The organism is Achromobacter sp. 2789STDY5608615 (genome assembly GCF_001298995.1).
GTDB lineage: Bacteria > Pseudomonadota > Gammaproteobacteria > Burkholderiales > Burkholderiaceae_B > Achromobacter > Achromobacter insuavis.
Genome location: NZ_CYTY01000043.1, coordinates 30976 through 51298, shown reverse-complemented (window position 1 = coordinate 51298; position 20323 = coordinate 30976). Strand labels below are relative to the sequence as shown.

At 69.7% G+C, this 20323-nt stretch carries 18 protein-coding genes and 1 riboswitch; of the genes, 12 read left to right on the top strand and 6 right to left on the bottom strand.

Annotated features, from left to right (window positions below):
* Positions 1–143: 143 nt before the first annotated feature.
* Both recJ and AOZ49_RS26660 read right to left on the bottom strand, forming a co-directional pair.
* Positions 144–1844 (bottom strand): single-stranded-DNA-specific exonuclease RecJ, encoded by a 1701-nt coding sequence (recJ, locus tag AOZ49_RS26665; RefSeq protein ID WP_054429911.1) that lies wholly within the window; start codon positions 1842–1844, stop codon positions 144–146.
* The gene (locus AOZ49_RS26660) at positions 1826–2764 is read right to left on the bottom strand and encodes a hypothetical protein (RefSeq protein WP_054478728.1); all 939 of its coding nucleotides are present in this window, start codon (positions 2762–2764) and stop codon (positions 1826–1828) included. Before AOZ49_RS26660 ends, recJ begins: the two co-directional genes overlap by 19 nt.
* A 190-nt stretch (positions 2765–2954) precedes the next feature.
* On the opposite strand from AOZ49_RS26660, the gene AOZ49_RS26655 reads away from it, so the two are divergent.
* Genes AOZ49_RS26655 through AOZ49_RS26645 form a run of 3 tightly spaced genes read left to right on the top strand, consistent with a single transcriptional unit; the run spans position 2955 to position 5747 of the window.
* Positions 2955–4187, top strand: a complete 1233-nt coding sequence (locus tag AOZ49_RS26655) for a lipoprotein-releasing ABC transporter permease subunit (RefSeq protein ID WP_231689767.1) — start codon at positions 2955–2957, stop codon at positions 4185–4187.
* Positions 4180–4869, top strand: coding sequence for an ABC transporter ATP-binding protein (locus tag AOZ49_RS26650; protein ID WP_054429906.1), 690 nt, complete (start codon positions 4180–4182; stop codon positions 4867–4869). Before AOZ49_RS26655 ends, AOZ49_RS26650 begins: the two co-directional genes overlap by 8 nt.
* Positions 4870–4928: 59 nt before the next feature.
* A complete protein-coding gene (locus AOZ49_RS26645; protein ID WP_054429903.1) occupies positions 4929–5747 on the top strand; it encodes a TatD family hydrolase in 819 nt (272 codons plus the stop codon).
* Between the two features lie 46 nt (positions 5748–5793).
* On the opposite strand, the gene AOZ49_RS26640 is transcribed toward AOZ49_RS26645, so the two are convergent.
* Both AOZ49_RS26640 and AOZ49_RS26635 read right to left on the bottom strand, forming a co-directional pair.
* Complete coding sequence (locus AOZ49_RS26640; protein ID WP_054429902.1) at positions 5794–7188, bottom strand: sensor histidine kinase; 1395 nt, start codon at positions 7186–7188, stop codon at positions 5794–5796.
* A complete protein-coding gene (locus AOZ49_RS26635; RefSeq protein WP_054429900.1) occupies positions 7188–7901 on the bottom strand; it encodes a response regulator transcription factor in 714 nt (237 codons plus the stop codon). The genes AOZ49_RS26640 and AOZ49_RS26635 overlap by 1 nt, the downstream gene beginning before the upstream one ends.
* Positions 7902–8109: 208 nt before the next feature.
* Here AOZ49_RS26635 and AOZ49_RS26630 point away from each other — a divergent pair, with 208 nt between their 5' ends.
* From AOZ49_RS26630 to AOZ49_RS26605, 6 genes are all read left to right on the top strand, one after another.
* Positions 8110–10122, top strand: coding sequence for a ligand-gated channel protein (locus AOZ49_RS26630; RefSeq protein ID WP_054478726.1), 2013 nt, complete (start codon positions 8110–8112; stop codon positions 10120–10122).
* Between the two features lie 65 nt (positions 10123–10187).
* Entirely contained in the window at positions 10188–11138 is a 951-nt protein-coding gene (locus AOZ49_RS26625; RefSeq protein WP_054478724.1) for a siderophore ABC transporter substrate-binding protein, read from the top strand.
* Positions 11139–11189: 51 nt separating this feature from the next.
* A complete protein-coding gene (locus AOZ49_RS26620) occupies positions 11190–12164 on the top strand; it encodes an ABC transporter permease (RefSeq protein WP_054478722.1) in 975 nt (324 codons plus the stop codon).
* Positions 12157–13143 carry an iron chelate uptake ABC transporter family permease subunit gene (locus AOZ49_RS26615; RefSeq protein WP_197286788.1) on the top strand — a complete coding sequence of 329 codons (987 nt, stop codon included), beginning with the start codon at positions 12157–12159 and terminating at the stop codon, positions 13141–13143. Before AOZ49_RS26620 ends, AOZ49_RS26615 begins: the two co-directional genes overlap by 8 nt.
* Complete coding sequence (locus AOZ49_RS26610) at positions 13140–13898, top strand: iron ABC transporter ATP-binding protein (RefSeq protein ID WP_054478719.1); 759 nt, start codon at positions 13140–13142, stop codon at positions 13896–13898. The genes AOZ49_RS26615 and AOZ49_RS26610 overlap by 4 nt, the downstream gene beginning before the upstream one ends.
* A 210-nt stretch (positions 13899–14108) precedes the next feature.
* Positions 14109–16205 carry a TonB-dependent receptor gene (locus AOZ49_RS26605; RefSeq protein ID WP_054478717.1) on the top strand — a complete coding sequence of 699 codons (2097 nt, stop codon included), beginning with the start codon at positions 14109–14111 and terminating at the stop codon, positions 16203–16205.
* Between the two features lie 43 nt (positions 16206–16248).
* Here AOZ49_RS26605 and thiM read toward each other — a convergent pair whose 3' ends face one another.
* Positions 16249–17076 (bottom strand): hydroxyethylthiazole kinase, encoded by an 828-nt coding sequence (thiM, locus tag AOZ49_RS26600; protein ID WP_197286787.1) that lies wholly within the window; start codon positions 17074–17076, stop codon positions 16249–16251.
* 62 nt (positions 17077–17138) lie between these two features.
* Positions 17139–17274: riboswitch (TPP riboswitch) on the bottom strand.
* A 98-nt stretch (positions 17275–17372) separates the two neighbouring features.
* On the opposite strand from thiM, the gene AOZ49_RS26595 reads away from it, so the two are divergent.
* From AOZ49_RS26595 to AOZ49_RS31985, 3 genes are all read left to right on the top strand, one after another.
* A complete protein-coding gene (locus tag AOZ49_RS26595; protein WP_054478715.1) occupies positions 17373–18401 on the top strand; it encodes a hypothetical protein in 1029 nt (342 codons plus the stop codon).
* A 327-nt stretch (positions 18402–18728) separates the two neighbouring features.
* On the top strand, positions 18729–19160 hold the full coding sequence (locus tag AOZ49_RS26590) for a bleomycin resistance protein (RefSeq protein ID WP_054429883.1): 432 nt from the start codon (positions 18729–18731) through the stop codon (positions 19158–19160).
* A gap of 2 nt (positions 19161–19162) precedes the next feature.
* Positions 19163–19477 (top strand): YdcA family protein, encoded by a 315-nt coding sequence (locus AOZ49_RS31985; RefSeq protein WP_082380592.1) that lies wholly within the window; start codon positions 19163–19165, stop codon positions 19475–19477.
* Positions 19478–19496: 19 nt separating this feature from the next.
* On the opposite strand, the gene AOZ49_RS26585 is transcribed toward AOZ49_RS31985, so the two are convergent.
* A complete protein-coding gene (locus tag AOZ49_RS26585) occupies positions 19497–20012 on the bottom strand; it encodes a MarR family winged helix-turn-helix transcriptional regulator (protein ID WP_054429881.1) in 516 nt (171 codons plus the stop codon).
* Positions 20013–20323 lie beyond the last annotated feature (311 nt).

The following is a 20323-nucleotide window of genomic DNA, read 5'->3' as shown; positions in this document are numbered from 1 at the left end:
GCGCCCCCTCGGGGGGGGGGGGCAGCTAGCCCGCGTAGCGGGCGCGGCGTGGGGGGCCTACTTTGCCGCCGGGCCGCCCCAAGGCAAAAGCGCCCCCTCGGGGGGCAGCTAGCCCGCGTAGCGGGCGCGGCGTGGGGGCAACATCATGCGGCGTGTTCGATCACCAGCTGGACCGACACCATCCCGTTCCACACATTCTGCTCCAGCCGGTAGGCCGCCTGGATGTGCTCGGGCAGCGACTGGTCGTGGCCGAACCAGATGGCGTCGAAGCGCTGCTGGCCGCGTTCGAGCGACAGCTTCAGGTGCTTCTCGCCGACCAGGCGCTGGTTGCGCACCACGAATTCGTCCAGGAACAGCGGCGCGGCGAATCCCGCGCCCCAGACCTGCTGCTGCAGCAGGCCGGCGACCTCGGCGTTGGCGTAGCCGGATTCCAGCGACCCGTCGGTCTCGATCACGGGCTCGAAGGTGTCGCGGCCGGTCAGTTCGCGCACGGCGGCGTCGAAGGCCGGGGCGAAGGCCGGAAAGTCGTTGCGGCCCAGCGTCAGGCCGGCCGCCATGGCGTGGCCGCCGAACTTGCGGATCAGGTTGGGGTGGCGCTTGGACACCAGGTCCAGCACGTCGCGCAGGTGCACGTCGGGAATCGAACGGCCCGAGCCGCGGATCTCGTCGTCGCCGGCCGGCGCGAAGGCCAGGGTGGGGCGCCAGAATTTCTCTTTCAGGCGCGAGGCCACCAGGCCGACCACGCCCTGGTGCCAGCCCGGGTCGAACACGCAGACCGTGGCGCCGGGCGCGGCGTCGGGCGCCTCCATGGCGGCCATGGCCTGTTCGCGCATCTCGGCCTCGATGGTGCGGCGCTCGCGGTTGATGTTGTCCAGCTCGCGCGCCATCTCCAGCGCCTGGGCCTCGTCGTCGGTGGTCAGGCAGGCGATCCCCAGGCTCATGTCGGCCAGGCGGCCGGCGGCGTTGATGCGCGGGCCCAGCGCGAAGCCCAGGTCGAAGCCGTTGGCGGCGCGCGGCTCGCGGCCGGCCACGGCGAACAGGGCGCGCAGGCCGGGTTGCAGGCGGCCGCTGCGCATGCGCTGCAGGCCCTGGGTCACCAGCAGACGGTTGTTGGCGTCGAGCTTGACCACGTCGGCCACGGTGCCCAGCGCCACCAGGTCGGACAGCGCGTCCAGGCGCGGCCCGCCATCGGGGGCGTAGACGCCGCGGCGGCGCAGCTCGGCGCGCAGCGCCAGCATCATGTAGAAGATGACGCCGACGCCCGCCAGGTTCTTGGACGGGAAGCCGCAGCCCGGCTGGTTCGGGTTGACGATGGCCAGCGCGTCCGGCAGCGTGTCGCCGGGCAGGTGGTGGTCGGTGATCACCACGCCGATGCCGGCGGCATTGGCCGCGGCCACGCCGTCGACGCTGGCGATGCCGTTGTCCACGGTGATGATGATGTCGGGCTTGCCGGCGCGGTGGCGGCAGGCCAGTTCGACCACGGCGGGCGACAGGCCGTAGCCGGTCTCGAAGCGGTTCGGCACCAGGAAGTCGACATCGGCGCCCATGGCCGACAGGGCGCGCAGGCCGACGGCGCAGGCGGTGGCGCCGTCGCAGTCATAGTCGGCCACGATCAGCAGCTTCCTGCCGGCCTGGATGGCGTCGGCCAGCACGCCGGCGGCGTGCGCCGAATGCGTCAGGCCGGCCGGCGGCAGCAGCGCCGGCCAGGCCAGCTTGGTCTGGTCGGGATGGGTGACGCCGCGGGCCGCCCACAGGCGCGCCAGCAGCGGGTGGATGCCCGAGGCTTCCAGGGCATGGCAGGCGGCGAGGTCGGCGCGGCGGACGGTTAAGCGGGGTGAGACCACCAGGCGCTCCAGTTTTTCTTGGGCGCGGGCAGCAAGCCGAGCAGGCCCCCGCGCGGTTTCAGGGTGAGAGTGGCGCTGCGGTCGTCGCCCAGCAGCAGCAGTTCGGCGGGCGCGTCCGGCAGGCCCTTGGGACCGGCCAGCGGCCGCAGGCGCTGGTCGAGCGCGGCCAGGGCGTCGAGCCAGGCGGCCCAGTCGCCGGCGCGTTGCGGTCCGTCCAGGTCGGTCATGATCTGTTCCTGACCGGCCGGCCGCGGGACCCACGGGGTGCCGCCGCCATACAGCCACAGGGCGTTGACCGGCGGCAGGCCGCGCGCGGCGCGGGCCTCGTTGGCGGGGTGCTCATGCCACGACATCTGGATTTCATTGAGCAGGCGGCGCCATGGCCGGGTCTCGGCATCCTGGCGCCACCAGTCGTTCAGGCGCTGGCCGGCCACCGCCAGCGGACTGGCGGTCTGGGGCCGCAGGCCGTCCGGCAGGCGCAGGCGCCAGCGGTTGGCCGACAGCGCTTCGACCGCGAAGCCGGTGCCGTCGAACAGGGGGCGGGCGGTCTCGAACAGCGCGGCGGTTTCCTCGTCGCGCAGTTCCATCAGGGCGGGGTCGAGCAGCGTGGCCTGGTCGGTGCCCAGGGCCAGGTGCACCAGTTCGGCCAGCCAGACGGGGCCGTCTCCGGCCTGGCCGCCGGCCAGCAGCGGGCCCAGTCCGGCGCCCGGCAGCAGGCCGGCCTCGGGCGTGTAGCCCGCCTGACGCAACTGCCAGGCTTCGAACGCGGTACAGCCCTGGGTACGGATGTCGTGGGCCTGGACCCGGGCGCTGCCGGCCTGCAGCCAGCGGTGTAGCGTGGGCGCGCGCTCGGGCAGCAGCTTGGCCAGTTCTGCGGCGACGGGAAGGGCGGGCAAGGCGCCCGGAATGACGATCAACATGGCCGCGATTGTAGTCGCTGGCGGGATGCCGACCCAGCGCGGGAACTAAGCCCGGCCCCGCTTGCCATAGCTTGTCATGGCTTGTCTTCCATTCCCGCAATCCGGGGACGGTTTTCCGGCCGGTTAATGCCATAATGCGCTCGTGCTGAAAATACCCTACGAACTCTGGATCGGCGCCCGCTATGCCGGGTTGGCCCGGATCCGCCAGCGACGCGGCCGCCGCGATCGCTTCATCTCTTTCATCGCCGCCAGTTCGATGGCAGGCATCGCGCTGGGCGTCGCCGCCCTGATCGTGGTGCTGTCGGTCATGAACGGTTTCCAGAAAGAGGTCCGTGACCGCATGCTGTCGGTGCTGCCGCACATCGAGCTTTACATCCCGGGCGCCGCGCCCGAGCGGGTGCTCGAACAGTGGCAGCAGTTCGCCGACGCCGCCAAGCGCAACCCCGAGGTCAAGGCCGGCGCGCCGTTCGTGGCGGCGCAGGGCATGCTGGTGCGGGGCCAGGCCTTGCGCGGCGTGCAGGTGCGCGGCATCGACCCGGCCACCGAGGGCAACGTCTCGGACCTGCCGCGGCAGATGGTCGCGGGCAAGCTGACCGACCTGAAGCCGGGCGGCTTCGGCGTGGTGCTGGGCAACGAGCTGGCCGACGGCATGGGCGTGAAGGTGGGCGACACGCTGCTGATGCTGGCGCCGCAGGGTTCCATCAGCCCGGCCGGCTTCGCGCCGCGCATGCGCCAGTTCACCGTGGTCGGCGTGTTCTCGTCGGGCCACTACGAATACGATTCCTCGCTGGCCTTCGTCGACAACGACGACGCCGCCAAGGTCTTCCGCGACAGCGGCACCGCCGGCGTGCGCCTGCGCGTGGCCGACATGCAGAAGGCGCCCGAAGTCGCGGCCGAGCTGCGCAACGTGCTGCCGCCGTATGTCATGGCGAGCGACTGGTCGCGCAACAACCGCACCTGGTTCGCCGCCGTGCAGACCGAAAAGCGCATGATGTTCCTGATCCTGGCGCTGATCGTCGCGGTGGCCGCGTTCAACCTGCTGTCGTCGCTGGTGATGGCGGTCAAGGACAAGCAGTCGGACATCGCCATCCTGCGCACGCTGGGCGCCGGGCCGGGCGAAGTGGCCCGCATCTTCCTGGTGCAGGGCGCGCTGATCGGCGTCATCGGCACGCTGCTGGGCGTGGCCGGCGGTATCGTCATCGCCTACAACGTCGACGTGATCGTGCCGTTCATCGAGCGCCTGCTGGGCGTGCACTTCCTGCCGCGCGAGATCTATTTCATCAGCGCCTTGCCGTCCGACCCGCAGGTGGGCGACATCGTGACCATCGGCGTGACCTCCCTGGTGCTGTCGTTGCTGGCGACCTTGTACCCCAGCTGGCGCGCTTCGCGCCTGCAACCCGCACAGGTGCTGCGCCATGACTGATACCCTGACTCCGGCGCTGCAGGCCGACAAGCTGGTCAAGATCTACGACGAGGGCCCGGCCCGCATCGAGGTGTTGAGCAACGTCAGCCTGACCGTGGCGCGCGGCGAGATGGTCGCCATCGTCGGCGCGTCCGGCTCCGGCAAGAGCACGCTGCTGCACATCCTGGGCCTGCTGGACGTGCCCAGCAGCGGTTCGGTCTCGGTCGACGGCCAGCTGGCCGTGGGGCTGAGCGAAGCGAAGAAGAGCCAGGTGCGCAACCGCAGCCTGGGCTTCGTCTACCAGTTCCACCACCTGCTGCCGGAATTCTCGGCGCTGGACAACGTGGCCATGCCGCTGATCGTGCGCCGCGAGAACCGCGACAAGGCCCGCGAGGCAGCGCGCGAGGTGCTGGGCCTGGTCGGCCTGGCGGCGCGCGAAGGCCATTACCCGGGCCAGCTGTCGGGCGGCGAACGCCAGCGCGTGGCGCTGGCGCGCGCGCTGGTGACGCGGCCGGTCTGCGTGCTGGCCGACGAGCCCACCGGCAACCTCGACCGCCACACCGCGCACAACATGTTCGAGCTGCTGACGCGGGTCAACCGCGAGTCGGGCACGGCCTTTGCCATCGTCACCCACGATCCCGAGCTGGCGGCGCGCGCCGATCGCCAGTTGCTGATGGAAAACGGCAAGCTGGTCTCGGGCTGACGCTGCCCCGCCGGCGGCGCGATAATCGAGCAAGAGACCCGGGCAAGGAGACCGCGCCCATGCTGATCGACACCCACTGCCACCTGGATGCCGCCGAGTTCGATGCCGACCGCCGCGAGGTGGCCGAGCACGCGCTCGACGCCGGCGTGCAGGCCATCGTCATTCCCGCCGTCGAGCGCGCCAACTTCGGCGTGGTGCGCGACCTGGCGGCGCAGGTGGCCGGCGGCGCCTACGCGCTCGGCATCCATCCCCTCTATGTGCAGCGCGCGGTCGATGCCGACCTGGACGCCCTGCGCGAGGCCATCCGGCAATCGCTGGGCGACCCGCGCTTCGTCGCCATCGGCGAGATCGGCCTGGATTTCTTCGTGCCCGAGATCGCCTCGGGCGAGCCGCGCGCGCGGCAGGAACATTTCTATGCGGCCCAGCTGGCCATGGCGGCGGAATTCAAGCTGCCGGTGCTGCTGCATGTGCGCAAATCGCAGGACATTCTGTTGAAATACCTGCGGCGCCACGGCCGCATCGGCGGCATCGCGCATGCCTTCAACGGCAGCGCGCAGCAGGCCCAGGCCTTTGTCGAGCAGGGCTTCGCGCTGGGGCTGGGCGGCGCCATGACCTACGAGCGGGCGTTGCAGATCCGCCGCCATGCCACCGATGTCGGCCTGCAGCACCTGGTGCTGGAAACCGACGCGCCCGATATCCCCCCGGCCTGGCTGCATCCGCCGCAACGGCGCAACCGGCCCGGCGAGCTGCGCCGCATCGCCCAGGTGCTGGCCGACCTGCGCGGCATTGCCGTGGCGCAGGTGGCGCAGGCCACCACGGCCAATGCCCTGCGGGTGTTGCCGCGGCTGTCCGCCGCCATCCTGGCCGACGACGACTGACGCGGGCGCACGCGCCGCGGGCCGGCCAGGCGTTTTCCGTCAGCGCTCAGGCCGTCGCGCGCGGCAGCTCGATGCGCACGCTCAGGCCGTTCGGCGCGACGTTGCGCGCCGAGATCCGGCCCTTGTGCGCCGCGACGGCGGCGCGGGCGATGCTCAGGCCCAGGCCGGCGCCGCCTTGCGGGACGTCGGCGTTCGCCGCGCTCTGGTAGAACGGCTCGAACAGATAGGCCAGTTCCTTTTCCGGCGCGCCGGGGCCGCTGTCCTCGATTTCCAGGCTGGCCTCGCCGGCGTCCGCCAGCAGGCGCACCTGGATGGCGCCGCCCGCCGGCGTGAATCGCAGCGCGTTGCGCAGCACGTTCTCGATGGCGCTGGCCAGGCTGTCGCGGTCGGCGGCCACGCGCAGCGGCGCGGGGCGGCGCCAGCCGATCGTGATGTCGCGGTCGCCGGCTTCGAAGCGCGCATCCTGCACCACGTCATCGACCACCTCGGCCAGGTCCAGCGTTTCGGTCGGCGAGGGCAGGGCGCCCATGCGGGCCAGCCGCAAGGTGCTGCCGACCAGGGCGTCCAGGCGCTCGCATTCGCGCTCGATGCGGTCCAGTTGCAGGTCCTGGCGTTCGTCCTTGCGGCGCGCCAGCTCGACCCCCAGGCGCAGCCGCGCCAGCGGCGAGCGCAGCTCGTGGGCGATGTTGCGCAGCAGCTGTTCGCGGGTGTCCACCAGCGCCTGCAGGCGGCCGGCCATGGCGTCGAAGTCGCGCGCCAGCAGGCCCACTTCGTCCTGGCGCAGCGCCAGGGCGTCGGGGCTGCGCGTTTCCAGCCGGCCGGCGGCCAGCGCGCGGGCCGCCCGGCGCAGGTGATCCAGCGGCGCCGCCACGTGGCGCGTCAGCGCCCAGCAGAACGGCGCGGTGATGGCCAGGGCGAACAGCAGCAGCCCCAGCGCCACCGGCGTCAGGCCCAGCATCTCCCAGTGCGAGGAATCGAATGGCAGGAACAGCATCAGCAGCTGGCTGCGGTCCGGCAGGATCAGCAGCTGCGGGTCCCACCAGGACACCCGCAGCGCGTCGGGATCGGCGGCCACGTCGATGGCGGTGAGCATGCTGGCATCGGGCGAGGCGCGGAAGGCCGCCAGCCAGTCGCCCAGCCGGGTCGGCAGGCGGCGCCCCAGGATCTCGCGGTCCTGCGTGTCGACGATATAGATCTTCAGCGCTGAATAGCGCGCATCCATGGCGGCGAGCCACCGGCGCAGGCCGTCGGCGCCGTCGGTGCGCGCGATCTGCGTCGCATCGCGGGTGAGGTTGCCGGGATTCAGGCCGTCCAGCGAATCGACGCGATACCAGGCCACCGCCGCGGTCAGCATCATGCCGCAGACCGTGATGATGGCCATCGCGCCCCAGAAGGTCAGGAAGGCGCGCCAGAACAGCGAGCGTATCGGCAGCCAGGCCATCAGGCCGCGCCCGCCAGCACGTAGCCCAGCCCCCGCAGGTTGCGGATGGCGGGGGCGTCGCCGGCCTGGTCCAGCTGCAGTTTCCTGCGCAGGCTGCTGATGTGGGTGTCGATGCTGCGGTCGTAGCGGTCGGCGCTGCGGCCCAGCGCGTACAGGCTGATCTGGTCGCGCGCCACCACCTGGCCCGGCGCGCGCATCAGGATTTCCAGGATGCGCTGTTCGGCGCCGGTCAGCAGCACCTCTTGCGCGCCAAGGCGGGCGCGGCCGCTGGCGGCGTCGAGCGACAGCGCGCCCACGTTCAGTTCGGGCGACGGCGGTTGCGGCGTCTCCTCGAAGCGGCGCAGCACCGCGCCGATGCGGGCCTTGAGCTCGCGCGGGCTGAAGGGCTTGGCCAGGTAGTCGTCGGCGCCCAGCTCGAGCCCCAGCACCCGGTCGGTTTCGCCGCCATGGGCGGTGAACATGATGACCGGACGGCGCGAATGCTGGCGCAGCCGCCGTAACAGGTCGAGGCCGTTGCCGTCGGGCAGCATCAGGTCGAGCAGGACAAGGTCGAAGCAACCTTGCATTGCAAGAGGCAGACCTTGGGCGCTGTTGTGCGCCAGGGTCAGCTCGATCTGGCCGGGTTCGAGGTATTCACGCAGCATCAATGCCAGGTCGACGTCGTCGTCGATCAACAGGATGCGGCGCGTTGTCAAAGAGGGTGGGATGGACATGCGCTTGGGTTCTGTTGCTGAGGCAGCATAGCGGGTCGCCAGCGGCCGAAGTGTCAAGAAGTGCGAAGAAAGTAAAAGTTGCGGAAAGCGTGTTGCAGCCCCCGGACCGGCTCAATTCTAATATGAGAATGGTTTTCATTAAAAATTGAGAGCGGGCGGCGCCGCGCACGGGGCGCGGTAGTCACCCGGGACGGGAGAGGTTGAAATCATGAGCAGTAACGATCTGGCCGTGCGTCGCGCACTGGGCCCGCGCACCCGCCTGGCCGTCGCTTTGTGCGGCGCGGGCCTCGCCATGGGCCAGCCGGCCTGGGGGCAGGCGGCCGACACCAGGACGCTGGACACCGTGGTCGTCACGGCCAGCGGCTATGAGCAGCAGATCCAGGATGCGCCGGCGTCGATCAGCGTGATTACGCGCCAGGACCTCGAAAAGAAGTTCTACCGCGACGTCACCGACGCGCTGGTCGAGGTGCCGGGCGTGGTGGTCACCGGCGGCGGCGACCGCCAGGACATCAGCCTGCGCGGCATGGGCCCGAAGTACACGCTGATCCTGATCGACGGCAAGCGCCAGAACTCGCGTGAAACCCGCACCAACTCCGATTCGAGCGGCGTGGAAGGCGGCTGGACGCCGCCGATCTCGGCCATCGAGCGCATCGAAGTGGTGCGCGGGCCGATGTCGTCGCTGTATGGGTCCGACGCCATGGGCGGGGTGATCAACATCATCACCCGCAAGGTGCCCAGCGAGTGGGGCGGCGAGATCCGCATGGACACCACCATCCAGGAAAGCAGCAAGTCCGGCGACATCTACCAGGGCAACTTCTACCTGGCCGGCCCGATCAAGAACGACCTGCTTGGCCTGCAGATCTACGGCCAGGCGACCCAGCGCGACGAAGACAAGATCTTCGACGGCTACCGCAAGCGCAACGCCACCAACATCACCGCCAAGCTGGCGCTCACGCCCAACCGCGACCACGACATCGTGCTGGAGGCCACCTCCAGCCGCCAGAAATACGAGAACACGCTGGGCAAGACCGTCGCGCCGCTGGCGCCGGGCGTGGCGTGCCCGCGCACCGGTTGCCCGGCCTCGTCGGAAACCGACTACCGCAGCAACAAGTGGGCCTTGTCGCACACCGGCCGCTGGGGCTGGGGCGTGTCCGACAGCTACGTGCAGCAGGAAGAATTCGACAACCGCTCGCGCCAGATGAAGATCAAGAACCTGGACCTGCAGACCAGCTGGTCGCTGCCGCTGGGTTCGCACATGCTGACGCTGGGCGGCAGCTATCTGACGCAGCGCCTGACCGACCAGACCGGCAACCAGCTGGCCGGCGGCCCCAGCAAGGTGGAGCGCTACCAGTGGGCGCTGTTCGCCGAGGACGAATGGCGCCTGGCCGAGAGCTTCGCGCTCACCGGCGGCCTGCGCATGGACCAGGACGAGAACTTCGGCAGCCATTTCAGCCCGCGCCTGTACGGCGTGTGGCACATGGCCGAGCGCTGGACCCTGAAGGGCGGCGTCTCCACCGGGTTCCGCGCGCCCGACCTGCGTCAGACGGTCGCGGGCTGGGGCCAGGTCAGCCGCGGCGGCAACATGTACAGCAACCCCAACCTGACGCCCGAGAAGTCGGTGACCGAGGAAATCGGCCTGCTGTATGACGACGGCGAAGGCTTCAACGCCGGCCTGACGGTCTTCAACAACGACTTCAAGGACAAGATCACCCGCGTCGCGTGCCCGCTGTCGCAGTGCACCGAGGGCCCCAACCAGTTCGGCGCCAACCCCACCACGTACATGAACGTGGACAAGGCGGTGTCGCGCGGCGTCGAGGCCAACCTGAAGCTGCCGCTGGGCCGCGACTGGTCGCTGACCAGCAGCTACACCTTCACCAAGTCGGAACAGAAGACCGGCCAGTACCAGGGCCAGCCGCTGAACCAGTTGCCCAAGCACCTGTTCACCACCACGGTCAACTGGCAGGCCTCCGACGCGCTGGAAGCGTGGGCCCGCGTCAACTACCGCGGCAAGGAAAGCCAGCCGATCACCGGCCCGTCTTCGTCGTCGCTGGTGGCGCCGTCCTACACCTTCGTCGACCTGGGCGGCTCCTACGCCGTCAACAAGAAGGTGTCGGTGTACGCCGGCATCTACAACCTGTTCGACAAAAAGGTCGGCTACGACGACTACGGCTATGTCGAGGACGGCCGCCGTTATTGGCTGGGCGTGGGCGTGAAGTTCTGAGCCCGCGTGCAACACCCGGGGACCGCCGCCGCCAGGCGGCGTTCCCGCAACCTGGAGAGATGAGCATGACGATGAAACAATCCCAAGCGCGACGCGCCGGCCGCTGGCTGGCGTGTGCCACCGCGGCCCTGGTCCTGGGCGCCGCCAGCGCGCTGAGCGCGGCCCAGACCGTGCCGGTCAAGCACGCGCGCGGCGAAGCCGCCGTGCCGTCCAACCCGACCAAGACCGTGGTGCTGGACCTGGCGGTGCTGGACACCCTGCATGCGCTGGGCGTGGACGTCACCGGCGTGCCGACGGCCGCCAAGCTGCCGCCGCAGCTGGCCCAATATGCCGACAAGCGCTACCTGAAGGTGGGCAGCATGTTCGAGCCCAACTACGAAGTGATCCACGCGGCGCAGCCGCAGGTGATTTTCGTGGCAGGCCGCTCGGCGCCCAAGTACGACGAGCTGGCCAAGTTGGCGCCCACGGTGGACCTGACCGCCGACGCCAAGGATCTGGTGGGCAGCGTGGTGCGCAGTACCGAAACGCTGGCCGCCATCTACGGCAAACAGGCGCAGGCCAAGCAGAAGCTGGACGCCCTGCGCGCCTCGATCGCCGCGCTGCACGGCAAGGCCGCCGGCGCCGGCACCGGCCTGATCGTGCTGACCACCGGCGGCAAGATGAGCGCCTACGGCCCGGGCTCGCGCTTTGGCGTCATCCATGACGCGTTCGGCATCGCGCCGGCCGCCAAGGACCTGAACGTGTCGAACCACGGCCAGGCGATCTCGTTCGAGTTCATCGCCCAGACCGATCCGGACTGGCTGTTCGTGATCGACCGCGACGCGGCCATCGGCCGCGAGGGCACGTCGGCCCAGCGCATGCTGGACAACGAACTGATCCGTCCGACCAAGGCCTGGAAGCAGCAGCGCGTGGTCTACCTGAACGGCTACAACTGGTACCTGCTGGGCAGCGCGGGCCTGACCGCCATGCAGCAGAACGTGGATGACCTGGCGCGCGCGCTGTCGGGCACGAAGTAGGCGCATGGCTCATCGGATGGAACCGGAGTCGGCCGGGTGAAGCAGGGTGGCATGATCACCGGCTGGGCCGGACTGGCGGCGTTGCTGCTGTTGTTGCTGTTGCTGTGCGTGGCCAGCGTCAGCCTGGGCGCGGGGACGTTCTCGTTCAGCGCCCTGGCCGGCGGGCCGGACGCCGAGCGCGCCTGGCGCCTGCTGCTGGTCAGCCGCGTGCCGCGCACGCTGGCCCTGCTGCTGGCCGGCATGGCGCTGGCGGTGGCCGGGCTCATCATGCAGATGCTGGTGCGCAACCGCTACGTCGAGCCGACCACGGCCGGCACCGTCGAGTCGGCCACGCTCGGCGTCCTGGTGGTGACGCTGCTGGCGCCGGACACGCCGGTGATCGGCAAGATGCTGACGGCCACCGGTTTCGCGCTGGCGGGCACGCTGCTGTTCCTGGCGCTGCTGCGGCGCGTGCCGCTGCGCACGCCTTTCATCGTGCCGCTGATTGGCCTGATCCTGGGCGGCGTGATCCACGCCGTCACCACCTTCGTCGCCTATCGCTACGACCTGCTGCAGTCGCTGCATGCCTGGACCACGGGCGATTTTTCCGGCGTGCTGCGCGGCCGCTACGAACTGCTGTGGATCGGCTTCGCGCTGGCGGCCGCGGCCTATCTGGCGGCGGACCGCTACACCGTGGCCGGCATGGGGCGCGAGTTCGCCGCCAATCTCGGCCTGAACCACGCGCGCCTGACGTTGACGGGGCTGTTGATCGTGTCGGCGATCTCCGCGGTGGTGGTGGTGACGGCCGGCGGCATTCCGTTCCTGGGCCTGATCGTGCCGAACGCCGTCAGCCTGGTGCTGGGCGACAACATGCGCCGCTCGATTCCATGGGTGGCGGCGCTGGGGGGCGTCTTCGTGCTGGCCTGTGACATCATCGGCCGCCTGGTGATCCATCCGTACGAGGTGCCGCTCGGCACGGTGGTGGGCGTGGTGGGCAGCATCCTGTTCCTGTGCCTGTTGCACGGCCGGAGGAACCGCCGTGGCTGATTCCGCCGTATCGCGCGCCGCCGCGGCGCGTTCGCCGCAGGCCTGGCGTCTGGCCGTGCTGGCCGCGCTGGCGCTGTTGTGCGTGGCCGGCTTCATGATGCTCGGCGCCAACGGCCAGTGGGACTTCGTGCTGCCGTTCCGTGGCGGCAAGCTGGCGGCGATGCTGCTGGTGGCGTACGCGGTGGCGGTGTCGTCGGTGCTGTTCCAGACCATCACCCACAACCGCATCCTGACGCCGGCCATCATGGGCTTCGACGCGCTCTATCTGCTGATCCAGTCGGTGGTGGTGTTCGGCTTCGGCCAGGCGGCGGGCGCGGTCAGCCATCCGGTGGCGGCTTTCGTGCTGGAGGTGTGCGCGATGACGGCGTTCGCCTGCCTGCTGTTCCGTTGGCTGTTCACCGACGCGGTGCGCAGCCTGCATCTGATGATGCTGGTCGGCATCATCTTCGGCCTGTTGTTCCGCAGCCTGTCCAGTTTTGTCGTGCGCCTAATCGACCCGAACGAGTTCCTGGTGCTGCAGGACCGGATGTTCGCCAATTTCAATTCGGTGCGCACCGGCCTCCTGCCGATCGCGCTGACGGCGGTGGCCGTGGCCACGCTGCTGATCTGGCGCATGCGGCGCCGCTACGACGTGCTGGCGCTGGGGCGCGAGATCGCGCTGAACCTGGGCGTGGACTACCGCCGCACCTTGCTGCTGACGCTGGCCGCCATTGCCGTGCTGGTGTCGGTGTCCACCGCGCTGGTGGGGCCGGTGACCTTCTTCGGCCTCCTGGTCAGCAACCTGGCTTACCAGGCGATGGGGTCGGACCGGCATCGCCACACCGTGCCGGCCGCGGTGCTGCTCAGCGTCATCTTCCTGGTGGGCGGCCAGACGCTGCTGGAACGGGTATTGCAGCTGAGCACCACGGTCAGCGTGGTCATCGAATTCGTGGGCGGAGTGATGTTCCTGGCCCTGATCTTGCGCAGGGGACGCCAATGATCGATATCCAACAAGTCAGCAAGCAGTATGGCGACAGCGTGGTCGTGGACCAGGTGTCGCTGGCGCTGCCCGCGGGTGGCGTGACCGCCATCATCGGCCCCAACGGCGCCGGCAAGTCGACCCTGCTGTCGATGATCAGCCGCCTGTTGCCGCCGTCGGCCGGCCACATCCTGGTCGACGGCCTGGACGTGGCGCGCAGCGACAGCCGCGAGCTGGCGCGCCGCCTGGCCATCCTGCGGCAGGACAACCACCTGCCGCTGCGCCTGACGGTGCGCGACCTGGTGGCGTTCGGCCGCTATCCGCACACCGGCGGACGGCTGACGCTGGACGACAAGGCCCATATCGACCGCGCCATCGCCTATCTGGAGCTGGAGCCGCTGGCCGACCGCTACCTGGACGAGATGTCCGGCGGCCAGCGCCAGCGCGCCTTCGTGGCGATGGTGCTGTGCCAGGACACGCGCTATGTGCTGCTGGACGAGCCGCTCAACAGTCTCGACATGAAGCACGCCGTGGCCATGATGGGCACCCTGCGGCGCGCGGCCGACGAACTGGGCAAGACCGTGGTGCTGGTGCTGCACGACATCAACTTCGCCTCGGCCTACGCCGACCGCATCGTGGCGATGAAGGCGGGCAGGGTGGCGCACCATGGCGCCCCGGGCGAGTTGATCCGCCCGGAAATCCTGGGCGCGCTGTACGAGCTGCCGATCGACGTGCACGAAATCGGCGGCAAGCGTATCTGCGTGTACTACCGCTAAGGGTTGCCGCGAAAAAAGGGGGCGATCACGGGGGGCGCGATCAGCGCGCACGCGTGGCACAAGGCGGCTGAAAAGCATCTGAATTGGACGCGTGTCTCATTTATCGTGGTCGCAAGGCAACGTAATGATAAAAGCATTGCGATTGATTCTCGTTGTCAAGAGAATGGCGAATCCTTCCATTTCAAACGACTTCGACAAGACCCGCTGGCCATGCACGTCCTTCGCCCCCTCACCGCCGCCCTGTTCGTCGTGGCGCCCCTGGCCGCGCACGGCCAGGCCGCCGCGCCCACCGCCACCTTGCCCGCCGTCAGCGTCGTCGGCACCGACGACAGCGCGCAGAGCTACAACCCGCCCGCCTCCACCAGCGCCACCAAGATCGATGCGCCGCTGCGCGACATTCCGCAGACGGTGAACGTGGTGCCGGCGCAGGTGCTGCGCGACCAGCACGCCATGTCGGTGCAGGACGCGCTCAAGAACGTGCCGGGCGTCAGCTTCTCGACCGGCGACGGCCAGCGCGACCAGGTGTCGATCCGCGGCTTCACCGCCATCGCCGATCAGTTCGTCGACGGCTTCCGCGACGACGCGTTGTACTACCGCGACCTCTCCAATGTCGAGCGCATCGACGTCATCAAGGGGCCGGCCGCGGTGCTGTACGGCCGCGGCTCGTCGGGCGGCCTGATCAACCGCGTCACCAAGAAGCCGGGCGAGGACATCTCGCAGGTCGGCCTGAGCTACGGCTCGTGGAATGACCGCCGGCTCGACCTGGACCTGGGCCGCGCCAACGAGAGCGGCTCCATGTCGTGGCGCCTGACCGGCGCGGTGGAGAAGGGCGACAGCTACCGCGACAAGCAGTTCATCGACCGCAAGGCGATTGCGCCGTCGGCCCAGTTCAAGCTGGGCGAGAACACCACCTTCCTGCTGCAGACCGAGTTCCTGGAAGACCGCCGCCTGACCGACTTCGGCATTCCGGCCTATCACGGCCGGCCGGTGGACGTGGACCCGTCCACCTACTACGGCGCCGAGAACGCGCGCGACACCGATTACACGCAGACCCGCGTGCAGTCCTATGCCGGCACGCTGACGCACCGCTTCAACGAGAACTGGTCGCTGCGCAACGCCACGCGCTACTACCACTACACGCTGAACCGCAACAACACGCTGCCGGGCTCGGTCAACGAAGCGGCGCAAACCGTTTCGCTGACGCACGGCAACGTGCTGCGCGACGAACACGGCTGGACCAACCAGACCGAGCTGATGCAGCGCGTGCAGTGGGGCTCGGTGCGCCACGACATCCTGTACGGCGTCGAAGTGGGGCAGCAGAACAAGGACCTGGTGAGCTATTCCAACGCCAACGTGGCGGTGGTCAACCTGTTCGATCCGCAACTGCCGACGCTGCAGCGCCAGGCCGTGGGCGCGCCCGGCTCCGACAGCCTGGGCCGCTTCAGCACGCTCGGCCTGTATGTGCAGGACATGGTGTCGCTGGGCGAGCACTGGAAGGTGCTGGGCGGCGTGCGCCATGACCGCTTCGAGCAGAAGACCGAGGACCGCCGCAGCGGCCAGAACCTGCAGCGCACCGACTCCAACCTGAGCCCGCGCCTGGGCCTGGTGTTCCAGCCGGACAGCGTGCAGTCGTACTACGTGTCGTGGAGCCGTTCGTACCAGCCCTCGGGCGAGGCCTTCGCGCTGGCCGCCAACAACGTCGACCTGGCGCCGGAGAAGACCACCAACTACGAAGTCGGCGCCAAGTACGACTTCCTGGACGGCAAGCTGTCGACCACCGTGTCCGTGTTCCGCCTGGAGCGTACCGACATCAAGGTCACCAATCCGGTGACCAACACGCTGGTGCCGGTGGGCACGCAGCGCACCGACGGCGCCGAATGGACGCTGTCGGGCGACCTGTCCAACGGCTGGCGCGCGATGCTGGGCTACGCCTACCTGGATGCGCGCGTGACGCAGTCGGTCGCGGTGGACGCCGGCAAGAGCGTGGAAGGCAAGCGCGCGACCTTGACGCCGCGCCATGCCGGCAACGTCTGGATCACCAAGGATCTGGGCGACGGTTTCGGCGCCGGCGCCGGCCTGAACCTGGTGGGCGCGCGCTTCGCCAACCCGGGCAACACGGTCACGCTGCCGGGCTACCTGACGGCGGACGCGGCGGCGTGGTGGCGCCAGGGGCCGTACTCGGTGCAGCTGAACGTGTACAACCTGTTCAACGCCGGCTATATCGTCTCGGCCCACGGCACCAGCCCCAACCTGAACATGCCGGGCGCGCCGCGCAACGCGATGCTGAGCCTGCAGTACCGCATGTAAGGCATCAGGGCGCCGCGCGCGGGGCTGGCGCGCGGCCGCCGGGTCAGCGCAGCGGTGATTCCGCCGCCAGGCTGTCCGTTTCCAGCGCCGCCAGCGCGTCGAGGAAGCGCCAGGCGAAAGAGCCGGGGCCGTCCGCCAGCGCGCCGGCGCGCTGGCCGGCGATGCCGAAGCAGGACAACGCCGCCACCGCCGCCGTGTAGGCGTCATCGCGCGCCACCGCCGCGAAGGCGCCCACCACCGCCGTCAGCGCGCAGCCCGTGGCGGTGACCTGCGGCATCAGCGGCGACCCGCCGGTCACGCGCACGTCGCGCCGGCCGTCCGTCACATAATCCACTTCGCCGGTCACGGCCACCACCGTGGCGTGCGCCCGCGCCAGGTCGCGCGCCGCCTGCTCGGCCTGTTGCACCGGGTCGCGCGCATCCACGCCCTTGCCCGCGCTCTGGCCACCGGCCAGCGCGATGATCTCCGACGCGTTGCCGCGGATCACCGCGGGCCGCAGGTCCAGCAGGCGCCGCACCGCGTCGCGCCGGAACGCCGTGGCGTGGTGCGCCACCGGGTCCAGCACCCAGGGGGTGCCGGCCTTGCCCGCTGCGGCGGCCGTCAGCAGCATGCTGTCCAGCCACGGCGCCGAGAGCGTGCCGATGTTGATCACCACCGCGCCGCTGAGGGCGGCGAATTCGGGCGCTTCCTCCACCGCATGCACCATCGCGGGTGAGGCGCCGATCGCCAGCAGCGTATTGGCGGCGGTGTTCATGGACACGAAATTGGTCAGGCACTGCACCAGCGGCGCGTCGCGGCGCACGGCGGCGTACAGGTCGCGCGAGGCCAGCGCCAGCGCGGACGGGGAGGGGGAGAGGGCGGAAGAAGCCATGCCGAGGGGTCCTTGCAAGGGGACAAGCGGCGGGGCAGGGCGGCGTGGCGCGGCAGCGGGGGCCGGCGGGATGCGCACCTTCCCTACGCCAGCATTGTCTGGATCAGGTTCGACGGGTCTCGCGCGCCGCGTGCCGCGCGACAGGCGCGGCCGCCATCGGAATCTCAGCTTCTTGCCGAAGCTCCCCGGGTGGATGGCCCTATGTTCGGAGGCGCAAGGGGGGCTTGTCAAGCCGGGCGGGCCGGCGCTTCTGTCATCATGGCGGGCAATCGGATCGAGACGAGGAGGCGCGCGGCATGCAGACCCACGATGAGGCGTTGACCGAGCAGGATCTGGCCTGGTTGCGCCGGCATACGCGCCATCACGGCGCGGACACGGCCCTGACGGCGGTGTTCTTCACGGTGTTCCTGGCCATCACGGCGTCCCTGGCCGGGCTCTGGTGGTGGGGGCCTTCGACCACGGCGCGCGATCCGGTGCTGGGCGTGATGATCCTGCTGCTGGCCGGCTTCACGCTGCATTTCGGCCTCCGCCTGCTGCGCGGCCCGGCGGTGCGCCGGCGCTGGCGCCAGGTGCTGCGCGGCGGCGTCCCGAAGCAGGTGGTCCGCGGCGTGCTCACCGGCTTCGAGCCAGGCGCGGCGGGCAGTGTGCGGTACGGCATCGATGGGCGCAAGCTGGAGGTGGCGTTGCCGTTCATGAACGGCTTCACCATGCCCGGGGATGGCGGCAAGAACCCCGAACGCTGCGCCGCCAGGCTGGAGGCGCCGGTGCGGCTGCACCTGCTGGCGTTGTGGCCGGGGCGGGCGCCGGTGCTGCTGCGCGCGGAATACGACGGGCCGGGCGACGTGCAGAAGGCCTACGAGACCCTCAGCGATGCCGACCGGGCGTGGCTGCGGCGGGATGCGACCTTGTTGCGCAATGTATTGCTGGGCGTGGCGCTGGCGTTACTGGCCGCGGGGTGGTTCGCGTGGCCGCTGTATGGCGCCGTCGCGTTGTGCCTGGCGGCGGCATGGTGGTCGGGGCGGCCGGGCCGGGCCCTGCGGCGCGCCACCGTCAAGTACGGGGTGCGCGGCCGGGTGGACGAGGTCCTGACCTATCAGGTGCAGATGCCGGAGGAGGCGTCGTGGACCCCGCTGTACGTCTATCGACTGGGCGGTGAGCTATATCACCTCAGCCACGGCGGCGGCCCGGCGCATCCCGGGGAGCGGGTGGCGTTCGAGTACCTGGACCGGGGCAAGGGCGGCTTGGCGCCGCTGTTCTTTCACCGCGAAAGCGGGGCGCCAGCCGCTGTCGCGGACAGGCTTGCCTCGGACGGCCCCAAGGCCTGAACCGGACGCGTCGCCGCGGGGCGCGCAGCCGCGCCGGGACTCGCGCTTGCCGATGGCTGTGTCTCGTTATTACAATAGAGAATGGTTATCATTCATTTGCCCGCGAGGGCGCGCGGCCATGCCCCCCACGACGCAGGATCGAATCGAATCGCTTTATGTGGATCACCACAGCTGGTTGCACGGTTGGCTGCGCCGTCAGCTGGGCAATTCGTTTGGGGCTGCTGGCGGCGTTGGTGTGGGCGGGAGGGGGATGACATTACTGGGATGGAATGCGGCCGCCGTCGATTCTGTCATCATGTCGAACACTCAAAAAAAGCGGAGACACGCATGACCGAATTGCGCCGAGCCCGAATGGTTCCAGAGTTGTTGGTGGCTGACCTGTCGCGAAGCCTGGCTTTCTGGATGGACCTGTGCGGTTTCCAGATTGCCTATCGACGCGAGGCGGAGGGCTTTGCATACCTGGACCTGGACGGCGCCCAGTTCATGCTGGAGGAAGTGCGCGGCGATGACAACTGGATCACGGGCGCGCTGGAGGCGCCGCGAGGACGCGGCATCAATTTCGAGATCAAGGTGGCTTGCATCGATCCTTTGCTGGAGCGGTTGGCGGCCGCCCGCTGGCCGTTGTACCGCGAACCCGAAGCGCGCTGGTATCGCAGCGATGCCATCGAAGTGGGGGTACGCCAGTTCCTGGTGCAGGACCCCGATGGCTATCTGCTGCGCTTTTCGGCCTGGGTCGGCGACCGACCGGCAGGAAATTGACGATGCGCGCCGTGTTCCTGGCGCTGGCCGTATTGTTTGCGACGACGGTCCATGCGGCGAACTACCCCTGTTCCGGCAAGAAAGGCGGCGTGGAACGTTGCGTCGGGGAGCGGTTTCTCTGCCGTGATGGTTCGATCAGCGCATCGAAACGTGTCTGCACGGCGCCGGACGGCGGCGCCCAATCCCTGGTGTCGCCGCCACCCGCGACCGGTTCGGCCGGTACGTGCCACTGCCGCGACGGCCAATACTGCACGGGGCCGCGAGGCGGCACCTTCTGCTATACCGATAGCGGAAAAAAGTCATATCCGAGGAAGTGACGGCCCGCCGTCACGCGGCTTATCGCTTCAGATGCTTCCAGACCTTCGCCAGGATGCCCTGCAAGGCCGTCCGGTCCGCTTCGTCCAGGCAATCCACCAGCGACGCGCACATCGTCCAGAACGCCGGTAGCGCGCGGGCCAGCAGGTCGCGGCCGGCGTCGGTCAGGGTCAGCGAGATGCTGCGCCGGTCGTCGTGGTTGAGCGCCCGCGTCAGCAGCTCGCGTTTCTCCAGCCAGTCCAACAGGCCCGTGACCGTCGAACGCGTGACGCCGAAGTAGTCGGCGATGTACGACGGCGTCACCGCGCGGCCGTCGATCAGGCCGCGCTCGGCCAGGCCGAAGATCATCAGCACGTCCAGCTTGCTTTCCGATACGCCGAACGGCGCCAGCGCTGCGTTGGCGCGGTGCTCCACGTCGTCGGCCAGCCACAGCATCAACAGGCCCAGGCCGGCGGCGCCGGTGTCGGTGCCACGCGCGGCGGTCTGCGCCATCAAGGCCAGGTGGGGGCGGGCGGCGGCGGCCGCGCCGTCGCGCATGGCCTGGGCCTGGCGTGTCGTCGCGCTGTCGGGCGCGGCCTGCGGGGGGGACGGGACGCCAGCCTTGGCCGAGGCGCGGGGCGCGGCGCCGGCGGGTTTTCGGGCGGGTTGGGGCTTGGCGGTCGGGGCGGCGGGCTTGCGGGCGGGCATGGGCAATCGGCGGGCGGTCGTGTTCGAGGGCGGCGTGGATGGCATGGATTATACGTTTCTCAAATAATACGATTTGCATATAGTACGTCTAACGTACTATATTCGCCGCATCGGCGTTCACGCCATTTCCGCGACCCCGGGGCCTTGCCCGGCAGGCCGCG